At 70.3% G+C, this 17,620-nt stretch carries 15 protein-coding genes; 3 read left to right on the forward strand and 12 right to left on the reverse strand.

All coding sequences use genetic code 11. The annotated features are described in order from the left end of the window. Positions 1 to 304: 304 nt before the first annotated feature. The 5 genes from prcA to arc form a co-directional block, all read right to left on the reverse strand. The gene (gene prcA, locus K6I34_RS13185; protein ID WP_229325559.1) at positions 305 to 1,057 is read right to left on the reverse strand and encodes a proteasome subunit alpha; all 753 of its coding nucleotides are present in this window, start codon (positions 1,055 to 1,057) and stop codon (positions 305 to 307) included. 76 nt (positions 1,058 to 1,133) lie between these two features. After that, a complete protein-coding gene (gene prcB, locus K6I34_RS13190; RefSeq protein WP_229325562.1) occupies positions 1,134 to 1,979 on the reverse strand; it encodes a proteasome subunit beta in 846 nt (281 codons plus the stop codon). A gap of 194 nt (positions 1,980 to 2,173) precedes the next feature. Further along, positions 2,174 to 2,392 (reverse strand): ubiquitin-like protein Pup, encoded by a 219-nt coding sequence (locus K6I34_RS13195; protein WP_229325564.1) that lies wholly within the window; start codon positions 2,390 to 2,392, stop codon positions 2,174 to 2,176. Positions 2,393 to 2,560: 168 nt separating this feature from the next. Then, the gene (gene dop, locus K6I34_RS13200) at positions 2,561 to 4,072 is read right to left on the reverse strand and encodes a depupylase/deamidase Dop (protein WP_229325566.1); all 1,512 of its coding nucleotides are present in this window, start codon (positions 4,070 to 4,072) and stop codon (positions 2,561 to 2,563) included. A gap of 352 nt (positions 4,073 to 4,424) precedes the next feature. Next, positions 4,425 to 6,191, reverse strand: coding sequence for a proteasome ATPase (arc, locus tag K6I34_RS13205; RefSeq protein ID WP_229325568.1), 1,767 nt, complete (start codon positions 6,189 to 6,191; stop codon positions 4,425 to 4,427). 243 nt (positions 6,192 to 6,434) lie between these two features. Here arc and K6I34_RS13210 point away from each other — a divergent pair, with 243 nt between their 5' ends. Continuing rightward, a complete protein-coding gene (locus K6I34_RS13210; protein WP_374230910.1) occupies positions 6,435 to 6,782 on the forward strand; it encodes a ferredoxin in 348 nt (115 codons plus the stop codon). 4 nt (positions 6,783 to 6,786) lie between these two features. Here K6I34_RS13210 and K6I34_RS13215 read toward each other — a convergent pair whose 3' ends face one another. From K6I34_RS13215 to K6I34_RS13225, 3 genes are all read right to left on the reverse strand, one after another. Continuing rightward, positions 6,787 to 7,335, reverse strand: coding sequence for a hypothetical protein (locus K6I34_RS13215; protein WP_229325570.1), 549 nt, complete (start codon positions 7,333 to 7,335; stop codon positions 6,787 to 6,789). A gap of 293 nt (positions 7,336 to 7,628) precedes the next feature. Beyond that, on the reverse strand, positions 7,629 to 8,534 hold the full coding sequence (locus tag K6I34_RS13220; protein ID WP_229325572.1) for a tRNA (adenine-N1)-methyltransferase: 906 nt from the start codon (positions 8,532 to 8,534) through the stop codon (positions 7,629 to 7,631). A 90-nt stretch (positions 8,535 to 8,624) separates the two neighbouring features. After that, entirely contained in the window at positions 8,625 to 9,863 is a 1,239-nt protein-coding gene (locus K6I34_RS13225; RefSeq protein WP_229325574.1) for a site-2 protease family protein, read from the reverse strand. A 122-nt stretch (positions 9,864 to 9,985) separates the two neighbouring features. Here K6I34_RS13225 and K6I34_RS13230 point away from each other — a divergent pair, with 122 nt between their 5' ends. Further along, positions 9,986 to 10,993, forward strand: coding sequence for a PD-(D/E)XK nuclease family protein (locus K6I34_RS13230; RefSeq protein ID WP_275127055.1), 1,008 nt, complete (start codon positions 9,986 to 9,988; stop codon positions 10,991 to 10,993). A 13-nt stretch (positions 10,994 to 11,006) separates the two neighbouring features. Further along, the gene (locus tag K6I34_RS13235) at positions 11,007 to 11,678 is read left to right on the forward strand and encodes a response regulator transcription factor (RefSeq protein WP_229325576.1); all 672 of its coding nucleotides are present in this window, start codon (positions 11,007 to 11,009) and stop codon (positions 11,676 to 11,678) included. A gap of 135 nt (positions 11,679 to 11,813) precedes the next feature. Here K6I34_RS13235 and K6I34_RS13240 read toward each other — a convergent pair whose 3' ends face one another. The 4 genes from K6I34_RS13240 to K6I34_RS13255 form a co-directional block, all read right to left on the reverse strand. Then, positions 11,814 to 13,409: an ABC transporter substrate-binding protein gene (locus tag K6I34_RS13240; protein WP_229325578.1), complete on the reverse strand. Its 1,596-nt coding sequence runs from the start codon at positions 13,407 to 13,409 to the stop codon at positions 11,814 to 11,816. Positions 13,410 to 13,481: 72 nt separating this feature from the next. Further along, a complete protein-coding gene (locus K6I34_RS13245) occupies positions 13,482 to 15,080 on the reverse strand; it encodes an ABC transporter substrate-binding protein (protein WP_229325580.1) in 1,599 nt (532 codons plus the stop codon). Positions 15,081 to 15,531: 451 nt separating this feature from the next. Continuing rightward, positions 15,532 to 16,230: an HAD family phosphatase gene (locus tag K6I34_RS13250; RefSeq protein WP_229325582.1), complete on the reverse strand. Its 699-nt coding sequence runs from the start codon at positions 16,228 to 16,230 to the stop codon at positions 15,532 to 15,534. A gap of 185 nt (positions 16,231 to 16,415) precedes the next feature. Beyond that, positions 16,416 to 17,414, reverse strand: coding sequence for a PAC2 family protein (locus tag K6I34_RS13255; protein ID WP_229325584.1), 999 nt, complete (start codon positions 17,412 to 17,414; stop codon positions 16,416 to 16,418). Positions 17,415 to 17,620 lie beyond the last annotated feature (206 nt).

The raw sequence follows: 17,620 nt of genomic DNA on the forward strand, positions 1-17,620 counted from the left end.
GGACGGCAGCGTCGGCGCCGACGCTGCCGGTCGAGCTCGTGCCCCGCGGCACGACGGCCTCCGGGGCGTGACCGGGGGCTCCGCCCCCGGACCCCGTGGTCGGTGCAGACCGTGGTCCGGTTGTGCCCACCCGTTCCGCCCTTTGCGGAACGCATGCCCACAACCGGAAAGGTAAGGCAGAGGGCGCGCCCCATCAGGGGCGCGGGGAACTGCGCGACCAGCCCCCACCGGCCCGCGGCCGCGCACGGAGCGCAAGAGGCTCCCCATGAGGCACGGGTCCGGGGGCGGAGCCCCCGGGGGACGATCAGCTGTCGGAGTCCTCCGACTCCGGCTCGGACTCCGGCTCCGCCGAAGCCGCACCATCGTCCAACAGACGAGAGAGCTGTCGCCCAAGCAACCGCTTGAACTTGCGCTGCTGCGGCCGCGTCCGGTCGAGGACGGCCACTTCGAGCTGCTCGGCGGTCAGCGTCCGCTCGCCGCCGTTGTTGTCGCGGGTCAGGGACTCGACGGCGAGCTTGAGCGCCTCCGCGAGGGTCATGCCGTCGCGGTGCCGCTGGTCGAGGTAGCTGCTGATCTGGTCGGCGTTGCCGCCGACCGCGACCGAGCCGTGCTCGTCGACGATGGAGCCGTCGTGCGGCAGCCGGTAGATCTGGTCGTCCTCGGGGCCCGCCCCGACCTCGGCGACGATCAGCTCGACCTCGTACGGCTTCTCCCCGGCGCTGGAGAAGATGGTGCCCAGCGTCTGGGCGTAGACATTGGCGAGGCCACGCGCGGTGACGTCGTCGCGGTCGTAGGTGTAGCCGCGCAGGTCGGCGTAGCGGACGCCGCCGATGCGGAGGTTCTCGAACTCGTTGTACTTCCCGACCGCGGCGAAGGCGATCCGGTCGTAGATCTCGCTGACCTTGTGCAAGGCGCGGGACGGGTTCTCGGCTACGAAGACGACGCCGTCGGTGTACTGGAGGACGACGACGCTGCGGCCGCGCGCGATGCCCTTGCGGGCGTACTCGGCGCGGTCGGCCATGGCCTGCTGGGGTGAGACGTAGAACGGCGTCGACACCGGCTGTCCGTCCCTTTCTGTCAGGGCACGTGTCTTTCGACACGTGCGTTCCGGAATTGGCGGGGCCCTCGTGCCCTCAGAGCAGTGCCGCGCGCGGACCGTCCGGCTCGTCGAGCCTGCGGTCGTGGATCGCGCGGACGATCTCGGAGCTCTCGGCCTCGGTGAGCTTCCGGAAGCCCTCGTCGGTGATGACGGTGACGATCGGATAGATGCGGCGCGCGAGGTCGGGCCCGCCCGTCGCGGAGTCGTCGTCGGCGGCGTCGTAGAGCGCCTGGACGACGAGCGTAGTGGCCTGACCCTCCGTCAGGTCGGGCCGGAAGAGCTTCTTCAGCGAGCCGCGCGCGAACACCGAGCCGGAGCCGGTGACCGCGAAGCCGTGCTCCTCGGAGCGCCCGCCGGTCACGTCGTAGGAGAAGATGCGGCCCTTCTGCCGGTCGACGTCCCAGCCCGCGAAGAGCGGCACCACGGCGAGGCCCTGCATGGCCATGCCGAGATTGCCGCGGATCATGGTCGAGAGCCGGTTGGCCTTGCCCTCCAGGGAGAGCGGGACGCCCTCGACCTTCTCGAAGTGCTCCAGTTCCAGCTGGAAGAGCTTGACCATCTCCACGGCCAGGCCCGCCGTGCCCGCCATCCCGACCGCGGAGTACTCGTCGGCCGGGAAGACCTTCTCCATGTCCCGCTGCGCGATGACATTGCCCATCGTCGCCCGACGGTCACCGGCCAGCACCACGCCGCCGGGGAACGACGCCGCGACGATGGTCGTGCCGTGCGGGGCCTCCATGACACCCGGCACCGCGGGCAGCACGCGGTTGCCCGGCAGCAGCTCCGGGGCCTGCGCGCCGAGAAAGTCCATGAACGACGACGAACCGGGTGTCAGGAAGGCGGCCGGCAGACGCCCGGTACTCCGAGTATTGGCTTCCACACGTTTCCTTCCGCATAACGACGGCCCGCCCCCTGGCGTCCGCCCGATCGTTGAACCACCCCGAGGCCGCCTTCCCACCGGCAGCCGGGGCACAGTACGCCAGGACCCTACCCGTCGCATGATCACCGCTCATACGTCCGGGCAGGAGCAGCGAGACAGATCACGCGCCGTCCGCCCCGCCGCCCGGCAACCGGCTACTCGCCGCCCTTTTGCACGAAGCTGCGCACGAAGTCCTCGGCGTTCTCCTCCAGGACGTCGTCGATCTCGTCCAGTACGGAGTCCACGTCGTCCGACAGCTTCTCGTGCCGTTCCTTGAGGTCCTCCGAGACCTGCGCGTCCTGCGCCTGCTCGTCCACGTCCTCCGTGGACCGTGTGGCCTTCTGCTGGCCGCCACCGGTGTCCTTGGTCGCCATACCCCTCACCCCGCTCGGTTTCGACGTGCTTGCGACGTGCTTTCGACGTGCAACGAGAGACGTACAAGATCAGACCCTACAAGGAGGGTCCCCGCTCGGCCCCGCACTTGCTACAACGTCCCGGAACCACCGGGATGATTCCCGCTTCCCCCGCTTCCGAAGCCGCACTCAGCCCCCGGAGAGCACCCGTACCAGCTCCTCCGCCGTGCGACAGCGGTCCAGGAGCTCCTTGACGTGGTTGCGGGTGCCCCGCAGCGGCTCCAGCGTGGGCACGCGCTGGAGGGAGTCCCGGCCGGGGAGGTCGAAGATCACGGAGTCCCAGGAGGCGGCGGCCACGTCGTCGGCGTACTGCTCCAGGCAGCGGCCGCGGAAGTAGGCGCGGGTGTCCTCCGGCGGGGCCGTACGGGCCCGGGCGACCTCGGCCTCGTCCAGCAGCCGCTTCATCCTGCCGCGGGCCACGAGGCGGTTGTACAGGCCCTTGTCGGCGCGGACGTCCGCGTACTGGAGGTCCACGAGGTGCAGCCGCGCCGCGTCCCACTCCAGGCCGTCGCGGCGGCGGTAGCCCTCCAGCAGCTCGCGCTTGGCCACCCAGTCCAGCTCGCCCGCCAGGCTCATCGGGTCGTGCTCCAGCCGCCCCAGGACATCCTCCCAGCGGGCGAGCACGTCCTTGGTCTGCTCGTCGGCGTCCGCGCCGAAGCGGTCCTCGACGTACTTGCGGGCCAGCTCGCAGTACTCCATCTGCAGCTGCACCGCCGTGAGGGTACGGCCGCCACGGAGCGTGATCAGGCGCTTGAGGGTGGGGTCGTGGCTGACCTGGTGCAGGGTGCGCACCGGCTGGTCCACCGCCAGGTCGGAGGAGATGAAGCGGTCCTCGATCATCGACAGCACCAGGGCGGTGGTGCCGAGCTTGAGGTAGGTGGAGATCTCCGAGAGGTTGGCGTCCCCGATGATCACATGCAGGCGGCGGTACTTCTCCGCGTCGGCGTGCGGCTCGTCGCGGGTGTTGATGATGGGGCGCTTGAGCGTGGTCTCCAGGCCGACCTCGACCTCGAAGTAGTCCGCGCGCTGGCTGAGCTGGAAGCCGTGCTCCCGGCCGTCCTGCCCGATGCCCACGCGCCCCGCGCCGGTGACCACCTGGCGGCAGACGAAGAAGGGCGTCAGGTGCCGCACGATGTCCGAGAAGGGGGTGTCCCGCTTCATCAGGTAGTTCTCGTGGGTGCCGTAGGACGCGCCCTTGTTGTCGGTGTTGTTCTTGTAGAGGTGGATCGGCTGGGCCCCGGGCAGCTGGGCGGCGCGCTCGGCGGCCTCCGCCATGATCCGTTCCCCCGCCTTGTCCCACAGCACGGCGTCCCTCGGATTGGTGATCTCCGGGGAGCTGTACTCGGGGTGCGCGTGGTCCACGTAGAGCCGCGCGCCGTTGGTGAGGATGACGTTGGCCAGGCCGATGTCCTCGTCGGTGAGCTGGCTGGCGTCGGCGGCCTCACGGGCGAGGTCGAAGCCGCGGGCGTCCCGCAGCGGGTTCTCCTCCTCGAAGTCCCAGCGGGCGCGGCGCGCCCGGTGCATCGCCGCCGCGTAGGCGTTGACGATCTGGGACGAGGTGAGCATGGCATTGGCGTTCGGGTGACCGGGGACGGAGATCCCGTACTCCGTCTCAATGCCCATTACTCGCCGTACGGTCATGCGGCCCTCCTTGCCCGGCGGCGCCCCGGAATGGGGTCGGCGCTCAAGTACCGCTGCGCTTCCGGTCCGTGTGCTGCTCCCCCACCCGTTCTACGGTGGTACCGAAGAGCCTAGAACGGCTTTGCGGCGGTGGGGAGATCATTACAGTCATTGCTCCGGTTCGTGCCCTACCCGGTCGATCGGCGCCGTCGTGGCGGATTCCCGGTCCGTATCCGGCGGAAAACGCTCACGGGACGGCCCCGTGCTGCCCAGGGGGCACGGTGGAACACGGCGGAAACACGTCCGGCCACGGACGCCCCGGGTGTCCCCCCGACGAATGCGGGGGGAGGGACATCCGCAGCCGGACGACGGTTTACAGATACTGACCGGTGTTGGCCACCGTGTCGATGGAGCGCCCGGTGTCGGCGCCCTGCTTTCCGGTGACGAGGGTACGGATGAACACGATCCGCTCGCCCTTCTTTCCGGAGATGCGGGCCCAGTCGTCCGGGTTGGTGGTGTTCGGAAGGTCCTCGTTCTCCTTGAACTCGTCCACGCAGGCGGCGAGCAGGTGGGAGACGCGCAGGCCCTTCTGGTTGTGGTCCAGGAATGCCTTGATCGCCATTTTCTTGGCCCGGTCCACAATGTTCTGGATCATGGCGCCGGAGTTGAAGTCCTTGAAGTAGAGGACTTCCTTGTCGCCATTGGCGTACGTGACCTCCAGGAAGCGGTTCTCCTCGGATTCCGCGTACATCTGCTCGACCACCGACTGGATCATCCCGGCCACGGCGGCCCCGCGGTCCCCGCCGTGCTCGGCGAGGTCGTCCGCGTGGATGGGCAGGGTGGCCGTGAGGTACTTCGAGAAGATGTCCTTGGCGGCCTCCGCGTCCGGGCGCTCGATCTTGATCTTCACATCGAGGCGGCCGGGGCGCAGGATCGCGGGGTCGATCATGTCCTCGCGGTTGGAGGCGCCGATCACGATGACGTTCTCCAGGCCCTCCACGCCGTCGATCTCGGAGAGCAGCTGCGGGACGATGGTGTTCTCCACGTCCGAGCTGACACCGGAGCCACGGGTGCGGAAGAGGGAGTCCATCTCGTCGAAGAACACGATGACGGGCGTGCCCTCGCTCGCCTTCTCCCTGGCGCGCTGGAAGATCAGCCGGATGTGCCGCTCGGTCTCGCCGACGTACTTGTTGAGCAGCTCGGGGCCCTTGATGTTGAGGAAGAAGCTCTTCCCCGCGGGCTGGCCGGTGACCTCGGCGACCTTCTTGGCAAGGGAGTTGGCGACGGCCTTGGCGATGAGCGTCTTGCCGCAGCCGGGCGGGCCGTACAGCAGCACGCCCTTGGGCGGCCGCAGTTCGTGCTCCTTGAAGAGGTCGGGGTAGAGGTAGGGGAGCTCGACCGCGTCGCGGATCAGCTCGATCTGGTTGCCCAGGCCGCCGATCTTGGAGTAGTCGATGTCCGGGACCTCTTCGAGGACGAGCTCCTCGACCTCGCTCTTCGGGATGACCTCGTACACATAGCCCGAGCGGGGCTCGAGCAGCAGGGCGTCGCCGGGGCGGATGGTGGCGTCCAGCAGGGGCTCGGCGAGCCTCACCACCCGCTCCTCGTCGGTGTGCCCGATGACCAGGGCCCGCTCGCCGTCCTCCAGGATCTCCTTGAGGGTGACGATGTCCCCGGACCGTTCGAACTCCATGGCCTGGACCACGTTGAGCGCTTCGTTGAGCATGACCTCCTGGCCTCGCCGGAGGCCGTCGAGCTCGAGGCTGGGGCTGACGTTCACCCGGAGCTTGCGGCCCCCGGTGAAGATGTCGGCCGTGCCGTCCTCGTTCGCCTGCAGGAAGACCCCGAAGCCGGCCGGCGGCTGCGCGAGCCGGTCGACCTCCTCCTTGAGCGCGACGATCTGGTCGCGCGCCTCCCGGAGGGTGTTGGCGAGCCGCTCGTTCTGAGCGGACACTCCGGCCAGGTTCGTCTGGAGCTCGACGATCCGCTCTTCGAGAATCCTCGTGTGACGCGGAGAGTCGGCGAGCTTGCGCCGCAGGACGGCGATCTCCTGCTCGAAATAGGCAACCTGGGCCGCGAGGTCGTCAGACCCTCGCCCCGGCCGGATGCCGCGGTTCATGTCGTCGTCGTGGGCTGCCACGGTCCTCACCTCCTCCAAGGGGAGCTGGACGCTTCCTGACCCTACCTGGACAGGTGCAGGTTGAAACCCCTAGATCACAAACCCGGTCGGAGTGTGTCTGATCTTCACCCTTGCGCACGCCCCCACAGCAGGGGAATACCCACCCATCAACATCGGAAAGCGGGCGGTTGTATCGTCGACTCGGTCAACACCCGTCAGGGCTGGCTCCAATTGATTCACGTACACAGGAAACGGCAGGGCGAGATGACCGTGCAGAACGACGGCGGCGCGGGCGCTCCCGGGGGCAACGGGGCCATGGCGGCCACGGACGACTCCGCGGAGGCGCTGGAGGTCTGGATCGACCAGGACCTCTGTACGGGGGACGGTATCTGCGCCCAGTACGCGCCCGACGTCTTCGAGCTGGACATCGACGGCCTGGCCTATGTGAAGAGCGCCGACGACGAGCTGCTGACGGAGGCGGGCGCGACGACGCCGGTGCCGCTGCCGCTGCTCATGGACGTACGGGACTCCGTGAAGGACTGCCCGGGCGAGTGCATCCACGTCCGCCGCGCCTCCGACAAGGTCGAGGTCTACGGCCCCGACGCGGAGTGACCGCTCAGACACTCCCCGCGACCGGCAGGGCGGTGAGCTCGAACTTGCCGTCCCGCCACCGCCATTCGACGTTCCGGCTGCGGTCCGGACAGCAACGCGGCACGCTCGCGGAGGAGTAGCCGAGCAGAGTGGCCGAAACGACGTCTCCCGTCACGCGGAAGGCGGCGACGGTCATCCTCTCCGCGGGGTCGACGAGGGTGGCCAGGACGCGCGGCCGCCCCTCCCCCGCGGCGCCCGGCCCGAGGACGTAGAGCCCACTGGGCGGGGTGCCGCCGCCGGACGCGCAGTGCACGACGGCGGCGGTCTCCGCACGCCCGTCGTGATCGAGATCGGCGGTGGCCCGGCGGACGACCTGCACGGCGGCCGCGCCGCAGTCGAACGGGTAATGGGCGGCACGCGGATCGGGCGCGGATGCGGATGCGGGTGCGGTGGCCGCGGAGGTGTCGTCGCGGGGACCCACCAGCGAGGCACCGACGACCACGGCGGCCAGCGCGGCGGCGGTGATCACCCAGTGCGACGGGCGGGGGCGGTGATGCGGTGCCGGTGACTGCACGCGCGCTGGCTCCTGTGATCGGCTGCGGGGGAATGATCCGCATCGTCCCACATGCCGTGACAGCAGGGAACAGCAGGCTTGCCCCAACGAACGGACGCCGCCACGGAGTTCCGCCGCACCGATGTGACCGGAGGGGGAGGCGGAAGCTCGGCCGACAAGGCGCGCCCCGTCAGGGGCGCGGGGAACTGCGCGACCAGCCGCACGCAACGCGCAGACGCCCACCGAGCGCACGAGGCAACCCGGTGGGCGCAGGCAGGGCCGGGGGCGGCAGCCCCGGGGCAAGGCCCCGGGGATCAGCCCTCCGCGGAAGCGGACTGGGCGCCAGGACCCTGGTAGTCCTCGCCGTACGCGCCCTTCGCCGGACGGCGACGCCGCATCGGCGGCTCAACGCCGTCGGCCAGGCGGCGGGCCGTGAGGAGGAAGCCCGTGTGCCCGATCATGCGGTGGTCGGGCCGCACGGCCAGACCCTCGACGTGCCAGGTGCGGACCATGGTCTCCCAGGCCGACGGCTCGGCGAAGCAGCCGATCTCGCGGATGGACTCGACGGTCCGGGCGAGCTGCGTCGTGGTCGCCACGTAGCAGCACAGGATGCCGCCGGGGACGAGCGCCTTGCGGACGGCCTCCAGGCACTCCCAGGGGGCGAGCATGTCGAGGACGACGCGGTCGACGTCCGTGTCGGACAGGTTGTCCTGGAGGTCGCCGACGGTCAGCTGCCACGCGGGGTGCGGGCCGCCGAAGTAGCGCTCGACATTGCCCTTGGCGATCTCGGCGAAGTCGGCACGGCGCTCGTAGGAGTGCAGCATGCCCTGGTCGCCGATGGCGCGCAGCAGGAAGCTGCTCAGGGAGCCGGAGCCGACACCGGCTTCCACGACGCGGGCGCCGGGGAAGATGTCGGCCATGGCCAGGATCTGCCCCGCGTCCTTGGGGTAGACCACGGCGGCTCCGCGCGGCATGGACAGGACATAGTCGGGGAGCAGGGGGCGCAGCGCGAGGTAGGCGACGTTTCCCGTGGTACGGACAACACTGCCCTCGGGAGCACCGATCAGCTCGTCGTGCGGGAAGGCACCCTTGTGGGTGTGGAACTGCTTCCCGGCTTCGAGCGTGAAGGTGTAGTGGCGTCCCTTGGGGTCGGTGAGCTGGACCTGGTCCCCGACCTGGAAGGGCCCGCGACGGCGGGCGGCACCGGTCGGTTCGGACATGTGACCAGACTACCGTCGATCGGGACCCGCCACGGACACGGCCGGGGCCGACCAGGGCCTGGCCCCGGCCCGACCAGGGTCGGGCCGGGGTCAGGAGGGCGTACGGGCCATCGCGGCGACGAACGCGCGCTCGACGTCGGAGGTGGCGAGCACGCCGTAGACCTCTCCGGTCTCCTCGACCACCAGGTACTCGCTGGCCGGGGTGGCGCGCAGGACGTCCAGGAGTTCCTCGCCCGAGAGCTCGGCGGAGACACGCATGCCGTCCTTGAGGTCCTGGGCGAGGGTGCTGACGGCGACCCAGGGGCGGCGGTGCTCGGGCACGGCGACGACGGCCGCCTCGCGGACGAGCGCGGTGGGTGTGCCCTGGCCGTCGACGACGACGAGGGCCCGGGCCCCCGCCTCGCCCGCCCGGCGCAGGGCCTCGGAGAGCGGGGTGGCCGCCTCGACGGGGATGGCGCGACGGGTGAGGGCGCGGGCCGTGAGGCCGGGGAGCCGCTCCCGGAGGCGGGCCATGCGCAGGCTGTTCCCGGCGCCGGTCCAGATGATGGCGGCGAGGATCGCGGCGAGCAGGGCGTCGGTGAGGGAGTCGAGGCCGCCGAGGTCCGGGGCGCCGTCGGCGAAGCCCCCGCGGGTGAGCAGCGGGAGGCCGACGAGGACGGCGACGGCGAGGGCGCGGCCGATCCAGGCGGCGGCGACGGTGCCGGTCATCGGGCTGCCGCTGAGCTTCCAGACGACGGCGCGGAGCATGCGGCCGCCGTCGAGGGGCAGGCCGGGCAGCAGGTTGAAGGCCGCCACCAGCAGGTTGGAGATCATCAGCCCGGCGATCAGGACGCCGGGCACGGTGCCGGGCTCGACGAGGAACATGCCGAGGTAGAAGAGCCCGGCCAGGACCAGGGAGAGCAGCGGGCCGACGAAGGCGAGGACGAACTCGCGGCCGGGGGTCTCGGTCTCCTTCTCGATCTCGGACACGCCGCCGAAGAACTGGAGCTGGATACGGCGCACGGGGAGCTTGAAGCGCAGGGCGGCGACGGTGTGCGCCAGCTCGTGCACCAGTACCGAGGCGTAGAAGGCCACGGCGAAGAAGAGGGAGACGAGGTAGCGGGCGCGCCCGAGCTCGGGCAGCACGCGGTCGAGCTGGCCGCCGAAGACCCAGGTGATCAGGGCGGCGACGAGGAACCAGCTGGGCGCGACGTAGACGGGCACACCGAAGGGGCGGCCCATGAGGATGCCGCCGCCGGTCTCGCGCGGGCGCTTCTGCCTGCGATCCTCGGGCCCGCCCTCGGGTCCGGCGCCCCCGCTGCCGGACCGGCTCTGCCCGCTGTTGTCCACGGTGTCCCCTCGTCGGTGCGGCCCCCGCACCCGTGGTGCGCTGTCACGATCATGCAGTGCGAGTGCCTCTGGAGTCGATGGTATGCGGCCGACTGTCGGTCACGGGCCGTAGGGTTCCTGTCATGGGTATCGACACTGGGAAGAGCTCCGACGGCACCGAGGCCGCGGCCGGGGCGGCGCCGGAGGGCGCCGGGGAGCGGCCGTCCGGGTCGTCCAGGCCGTCCGGGTCGTCCAAGCCGTCCGGGGCGGCGCGGCCGACGGGGCTGTCGCCGTCGCGGGCGGGTGACTTCATGCAGTGTCCGCTGCTCTACCGCTTCCGCGTGATCGACAAACTGCCGGAGAAGCCGAGCGCCGCCGCGACCCGGGGCACGGTGGTGCACTCCGTGCTGGAGCGGCTCTTCGACGCCCCGGCCGCGGAGCGCACGGTGCCGCGGGCCAAGGAGCTGCTGCCGGGCGAGTGGGAGAAGCTGCTGGCGTCCCGGCCGGAGCTGGCGGAGCTGTTCGCGCAGGAGGACGGTTCGCCCGACGCGGAGCGGCTGGCGGCCTGGCTGGCCGACGCCGAGCGGCTGGTCGAGCGCTGGTTCACGCTGGAGGACCCGACGCGCCTGGAGCCCGCCGACCGCGAGCTCTACGTGGAGACGGTGCTGGAGGGCGACGGCGAGGGGCTGACCCTGCGCGGCTTCATCGACCGGGTGGACGTGGCGCCGACCGGGGACATCCGGATCGTCGACTACAAGACGGGCAAGGCCCCCGCCCCGCGGTTCCGGTCGGAGGCGCTCTTCCAGATGACGTTCTACGCCCTGGTGCTGTGGCGGCTGCGCGGCCGGGTGCCGCGCCGGCTCCAGCTCGTCTACCTGGGCAGCGGCGACGTCCTGACCTACGACCCGGTCGAGGCGGAGCTGCTGGCGGTCGAGCGCAAGCTGCGCGCCCTGTGGGAGGCCATCCTGCTGGCCACGGACACGGGCGACTGGCGGCCGCGGCCGACGAAGCTGTGCGGCTGGTGCGATCACCAGGCCGTCTGCCCGGAGTTCGGCGGCACTCCCCCGCCGTACCCGCTGCCGGTCGTGGCGCAGAGGACCGGGCAGGTCACCCCCGCCGAAGGGGCTCAGGGCAGAATGGACCCGGTCTAACAAAGGAGTTCACGTGGCGATCCGCGTCCTGCTGGTCGACGACCAGCCGCTGCTGCGCACCGGCTTCCGGATGATCCTCGAGGCGGAGCCGGACCTCGCGGTCGTCGGCGAGGCCGGTGACGGTCTTCAGGCACTCGACCAGGTGCGGGCGCTGCAGCCCGATGTGGTGCTGATGGACATCCGGATGCCGCGGATGGACGGCGTCGAGGCGACCCGGCAGATCACGGGCCCCGACCGCAACGGCCCGGCGAAGGTGCTGGTGCTGACCACCTTCGACCTGGACGAGTACGTGGTGGAGGCGCTGCGGGCGGGGGCCAGCGGCTTCCTGCTGAAGGACGCGCCCGCGAACGAGCTGGTCCAGGCGATCCGGGTGGTGGCGGGCGGCGAGGCGATGCTCGCGCCGAGCATCACGCGGCGGCTGCTGGACAAGTACGCGGGCCACCTGCCGTCGGGCGAGGAGCCGCTGCCGGACACGCTGCACACGCTGACCGACCGCGAGGTCGAGGTGCTGAAGCTGGTGGCGCGGGGGCTGTCGAACGCGGAGATCGCGGCGGATCTGTTCGTCAGCGAGACGACGGTGAAGACGCATGTGGGGCATGTCCTGACGAAGCTGGGGCTTCGGGACCGGGTGCAGGCGGCGGTCTACGCGTACGAGAGCGGGCTCGTCCGCCCTGGGGCGCAGTAGCCGGGGCTCCGCCCCGGACCCCGTTGCGCCTACCGGGCTGCCACCTGAGCTCGGTTTGCGGCTGCGGGTCCGTGGGGGCTGGTCGCGCAGTTCCCCGCGCCCCTGAAGGGGCGCGGTCCCTGGCGGAGCCCCCGGTTACTCCTTCGCCGACTTCGCGATTTCCCAGAAGCGGAAGACCGTGGACGCGTCCAGCGTCCACTGCAGGCCGGAGATGCGGTCGCTGGCGACCGCGTACTGCTTGCCCTGCCACAGGGGCAGGATCGGCAGGTCCTGGGCGACGGTGGTCTGGACCTTGGCGAAGTCGTTGACCGTGGCCGTGCGGGTGCCCTCGGCGGCGGTGGCCAGGATGTGGCCGGTGATCTCCTTCGAGTCGTAGTTGTTGGAGAGCACGTTGTTGTCGCCGAAGAACGGCGCGGTGAAGTTGTCGGGGTCCGGGTAGTCGGGGATCCAGCCCTTGACGTAGACGCCGTACTTGCCGGCCTCGATGTCCTGCTCGTACTGCTTGATCTCGACGCTCTTCACGTCCGCCTCGAAGAGGCCGCTCTTGTTGAGCTGGCGGGCGATCTCCTCGAACTCGGGGACCGTGCCGGGGCCGTAGCGGATCGGCGTGGCCCACAGCGTCAGCTTGACCTTGTCCTTGATGCCCGCGGCGCTGAGCGCGGCGGCGGCCTTGTCGGGCTGCGGCCGGTCGCCGTAGGCGTCGAAGAACGGGGTCTTGTGACCCGTGATGCCCGTGGGAACGATGGAGTAGAGGGGCTCCGCGGTGCGCTTGTAGACGTCGCGTACCAGCGCGCTGCGGTCGATCAGGTAGGCGATGGCCTTGCGGACGGCGGGCTTGCCGACCACCGGGTCCTTGGTGTTGAAGACCAGGTGCTGGACCTCCGCGCTGGTGCCCTCGACGACCTTGAGGCCCTGCTTGCCGCCGCCCGCGGAGTCCAGGTCGGCGATGTCCTTCATGGCGAGGCCGCGGTAGGCGAGGTCGATGTCGCCCTTCTGCACGGCGCTCTTCAGCTCGGCCTGGTCGTTGTGGAAGAACTTCATGGTGATGCCGCGGTTCTGGACCTGGCCCACCGAGCCCTTGTACGAGGAGTTGACCGAGAAGACGGCCTGCTTCTTGTCGAAGGAATCCAGCTTGTAGACGCCGGAGCCGACGGCCTTGCCGTCCGTGCGCAGCTTGTCGGCGGGGTATTCGCGGTGGTCCACGATGGAGCCGGCGCCCGACGCGATCTTCTGCGGGAAGGTCGCGTCGGACCGGTTCAGCTGGAAGACGACCGTGGACTTGTCCGGCGTCTTGATGTCCTGGATGGAGGAGAGCAGCGCGGACGCCGGACCCAGCTTGTCATTGATCTTCAGGGTGCGGCGGAAGGAGAAGGCGACGTCCTCGGAGGTGAGCTCGTGGCCGTTGCTGAACTTCAGCCCGTCCTTGAGCCTGCACTGGAACGTCCTGCTCGACTCGTCCTGGAACTTGCAGGTCTCCGCCGCCTCCGGCTGGGGCGTCGTGCTCCCCTTGGGGAAGCTCAGCAGCGACTGGTACACGTTGTTGAACAGCAGCCAGGTGGCCGGGTCGTAGCCCGATGCCGGGTCGGTGGTCAGGACGTCGTCGGACATCCCCATGACCACGGATTCCCCGGTGCCGCCGGCCTTGCCGTCTTCCGAACCGCACCCGGTGAGCAGGGCGGCGGCGAGCCCCGCGCCGAGCGGGGCGGCAAGCCACTGATCACGTTTCCTCACGTGCACGTTCCTCACAGTTTCCTTGATCGGAGAGATCTTCGGCAGAACCTGTCTGACGAGCCTGTCGGTGCCTCACACGCCGCGGGCCAGCTCCCACGGCTGCAGCTCGGAGGCCAGGTTGAGCGCCCACTCGGCGCCCGTGATGTTCTCCCGGGCGGCCACGTACTGCTTCCCCTGCCACAGCGGGAGCACCGGCACCTCGTCGGCGACGATGTCCTGCGCCTGCTGGAGGAGCTTGGCCGCGGACTCGCGCTGCGGGGTCTCGCGGGAGTCCGGGATCAGCTGGTTGGTGATCTTGGTGTTCTGGTAGGGGGACCGGAGGAAGTTGTCCTTGCCGAAGAACGGCGCGACGTAGTTGTCCGGGTCCGGGAAGTCGGGGAACCAGCCCATGCCGTAGACGGCGTACTTGCCGCGGGCGGCCTCCGGGCGGAAGTCCGCCCACTTCACGCCCTCGACCTTGACGGTGAACAGCTGGCTGTCGTTGAGCTGCTTCTGCAGCGTCTTGAACGCCTTGGCGGTCACCTCACCGTAGTGGTCGCTGGTGTAGGTGAGCGTCAGCGGCACCGGGGAGGTGATACCGGCGCCCTTCAGGAGGGTGCGCGCCTTCTCGACGCTGGGGTCCCCGTACTTGTTGGAGAAGGAGTTCTGGTGGCCCGTGATGCCGGTGGGGACGAGCGAGTACAGCGCGTCGTTGGTGCGCTCGTAGTCGTCGCGGGCCAGCGCCTGGCGGTCGATCAGCTGGGCCATGGCCTGGCGCACGGCCTTGTTCTTGACCGTGGCGTCCTCGGTGTTGAAGGCGAGGAAGCTGATCTCCTGGCCCGGCGTCTCCAGCAGCTTGACGCCCTTGGTGTCGGCCGTGCGCAGACGGCCGAGCTGCTCGGGCGACAGGGAGCGGTTCACCAGGTCGATGTCGCCGTCCTTGAGCGCCTTCTCCATCGACTTCGAGTCGTCGAAGAAGCGCATCTCGAACTTGCTGTTCTGCGGGTCGACCGATCCCTGGTAGTTCGGGTTCTTCTCGAAGACCGCCTTGGTGACCCGGCCGTCCTTCTCCTCGGTCTTCAGGGTGTACGGGCCGGAGCCCGCCACCTTGAAGCCGTTGGTGAGCTCCTTCTTGGAGTAGGACTCGCTGTCCACGATGGCGCCGGCCGGGGTGGCTATCTTCTGCGGGAACGTCGCGTCGGGGGTCTTCAGGGAGAAGACGACCTCGGTCTCGCTGGGCGTCTCGATGCGGTCGATGTTGCTGAGCAGCGAGATCGGGCCGTTCTCGAAGTTGATGGCCAGCGCGCGCTCGAAGGAGAACTTCACGTCCTCGGAGGTGAGCGCGTGCCCGTTGGCGAACTTCAGCCCGCTGCGCAGGGTGCAGCGGAACTGCTCGTTCTTGCGGTCGGCGAACCAGCACTTCTCCGCGGCGTCACCGACCGGCTGGGCGCCGGAGCGGGGCAGGCGCATCAGCGTCTGGAAGGTGCTGTGCAGGACGTTCCAGACGCTGATGTCGTACGCGGCCGCGGGGTCGAAGGGCGCGGGGGCGTCCGTGGTCTCCTCGAAGCGGTCGGTCGTGCCGATGACGATGGCGCCCTTGCCCTTCCCGGCTCCATCGCTCCCGCCACAGGCGGCGAGGACGGGGACCAGCAGGGCTGCCACGGCCGGCAGCGCCAACGTCTTGCGATTCATTGTGCGGGGTTCTCCCTGTGGTGGTGCGTTCGGTTCCCGGGACGATACCGACGGCGGTCGTGTCGGCCCATGGGCAGCCGTGAAGTTCTCGCGAAGAGATTAGTGCGCGGTCCCCCGGTGGCCGGAACACGGTGAAGTTGATGCGTTATCACGCCGCGATAACGACCGGCAGTTCATGGAGAGCGGAGCAGGGGAACGATCCACACAGGAAACCATCAATCGGGACACAAGGGTGCTCTTCCGCCCCACCGGGGATACGGGAGAGTGATCGACACCCCACTCAACGCCTCTTGACCCGGTGACGAAACTCACTCCGGCGAAGTCCTGGGCGGTCAGGGGAATTCGGCCACCGCATTCGGGCGGAAAAGCGCGCGCCGAGGGCCGGAACTCCGCTGGACATTCCGCGGCCGCGCGGGTGCCGGGCGAGTGTGGGACGAGTGCCGGGCAGGTGTCAGACGGTCCTCATGAGGCCGTGGAGAAAGGGCAGGTCGACTTCTTCGAGGGAGCCCACGACGGTGCGCCCGGCCGCGGGCGGGATGGGGGCCACCGAGGGCACCGCCACCACCCGGCAGCCCGCCGCCTCCGCCGCGGCCACACCGGTCAGGGTGTCCTCGACCACGGCGCACCGGGCGGGGTCCACGCCGAGCCGGGCGGCCGCGAGCAGATAGGGGTCGGGGTGCGGCTTGGTGCGCTCCAGCTCGTCGCCCGCGACGGTGAGCGTGAAGTTCTCGGCGCCCAGGGTGCGCAGCACCCGGTCGATGATCTCCCGGTGCGAGGCGGAGACCAGCGCGGTGGGCACGGAGTGGGCGGCGAGCTCGGCGAGCAGCCTGCGGGCGCCCGGCATCAGCGGCACGCCGTGGCCGATCATCTCGGAGAAGCGCGAGTTGAGCAGGGCGGTGAGCTCGGCCAGGGCGATCTTCGCGCCGGTGGCCTGGATCAGGAACGAGGCGCTGCGCGCCATGGGCCCGCCGACCACCACCGAGCGGTACTCCTCCAGGAGCCGGTGTCCGAGCTCGGCGAAGACGGCGACCTCCACGTCCCACCAGAAACCCTCGGTGTCGACCAGGGTGCCGTCCATGTCGAGGAGGACGGCGTGGAGTCCCGGTCCGGCGACCGGACGGGTCACTGCGAGGGGGATGCTGCTGGTCACGGGGCACACCTCCGAGGGGACGAGAAGGCCGGTCCGGACGCACCTCGGCGGCGTGCCCGGACCGGCCTTCACCGGACCGACAAGTGTACGGCGGACCGCCTCGCACGTCGCTCCGATATCCGCCCGCCTTTGGGGGCCCGGGGAATCGTGCGAGGTCAGGCGCCGTGCCCGGCCGTGCCGGCCGGTCAGCCCTCGGTCTCGGGCCCGTCCTGCTCCTCCTCGGCGGCCGGGCCGCCGCCGTCGTCCTTGGCCGCGGGCCGCTGCGGGCGCGTACGGCCGCCGGGGCTGTCGCGGAGGTAGGAGCCGTCCGCGAGCCCCGGCTCGGTGGCGTGGCCGCCGGGCCGGTCGTCGCGGCGCCGCAGATAGCGCTCGAACTCACGGGCGATGGCCTCGCCCGAGGCCTCCGGGAGGTCCGCGGTGTCGCGCGCCTCCTCCAGCGTCTGGACGTACTCGGCGACCTCGCGGTCCTCGGCGGCCAGCTGGTCCACGCCGAGCTGCCAGGCGCGGGCGTCCTCGGGGAGCTCGCCCAGCGGGATCCGCAGGTCGATCAGGTCCTCCAGGCGGTTGAGGAGCGCCAGGGTGGCCTTGGGGTTCGGCGGCTGCGAGACGTAGTGCGGCACCGCCGCCCACAGGCTCACCGCTGGGACCCCGGCGTGGGCGCACGCCTCCTGGAGAACGCCGACGATCCCGGTCGGGCCTTCGTAGCGGGACTGTTCCAGGTCCATGGTGCGGGCCAGGTCCGGGTCGGAGGTGACGCCGGTGACCGGCACGGGCCGGGTGTGCGGGGTGTCGCCCAGCAGCGAGCCCAGCACCACGACCAGCTCCACGCCCAGCTCATGGGCGAAGCCCAGGATCTCGTTGCAGAACGAGCGCCAGCGCATGCTCGGCTCGATGCCCCGCACCAGCACCAGATCACGCGGCTTCGCGCCGCCGGTGCGCACCACGGACAGCCGGGTCGTCGGCCAGGTGATCTTGCGGACCCCGCCGTCCAGCCAGATCGTAGGGCGGTTGACCTGGAAGTCGTAGTAGTCCTCGGCGTCGAGCGCGGCGAAGACCTCGCCCTTCCACTCCCGGTCCAGGTGCGCGACCGCGCTGGAGGCGGCGTCACCGGCGTCGTTCCAGCCCTCGAAGGCACAGATCATGACCGGGTCGATCAGCTCGGGAACCCCCTCAAGCTCGATCACCCAGCGCCTCCTTCCGACCGGGGCGGACGGGTCCGTACCACCGGTTGCCGTTCCGTGCAGTGTTGTTCGGGGTCGCGCGGCGTCATTCCGGGGTGTACCGGTGTGCGACCCGTTGTCCGGGGTGTGATCCGGCAGCACGTCCCCCACCGTGCGACCCCTAAGCCTACGGCGTCCGCGCCCCCCGTTCGCAGCCCCTGTACAGGCAC

This window comes from Streptomyces sp. UNOC14_S4 (assembly GCF_020740835.1).
In the GTDB taxonomy this organism is placed as follows: domain Bacteria; phylum Actinomycetota; class Actinomycetes; order Streptomycetales; family Streptomycetaceae; genus Streptomyces.

What these genes read in the sequence shown, in the direction of transcription:
- K6I34_RS13195 (WP_229325564.1), bottom strand. Translation starts at nt 2,392, where the DNA reads ATGGCGACCAAGGACACCGGTGGCGGCCAGCAGAAGGCCACACGGTCC.
- dop (WP_229325566.1), bottom strand. Translation starts at nt 4,072, where the DNA reads ATGACCGTACGGCGAGTAATGGGCATTGAGACGGAGTACGGGATCTCC.
- K6I34_RS13210 (WP_374230910.1), top strand. Translation starts at nt 6,435, where the DNA reads ATGACCGTGCAGAACGACGGCGGCGCGGGCGCTCCCGGGGGCAACGGG.
- K6I34_RS13220 (WP_229325572.1), bottom strand. Translation starts at nt 8,534, where the DNA reads ATGTCCGAACCGACCGGTGCCGCCCGCCGTCGCGGGCCCTTCCAGGTC.
- K6I34_RS13230 (WP_275127055.1), top strand. Translation starts at nt 9,986, where the DNA reads ATGGGTATCGACACTGGGAAGAGCTCCGACGGCACCGAGGCCGCGGCC.
- K6I34_RS13245 (WP_229325580.1), bottom strand. Translation starts at nt 15,080, where the DNA reads ATGAATCGCAAGACGTTGGCGCTGCCGGCCGTGGCAGCCCTGCTGGTC.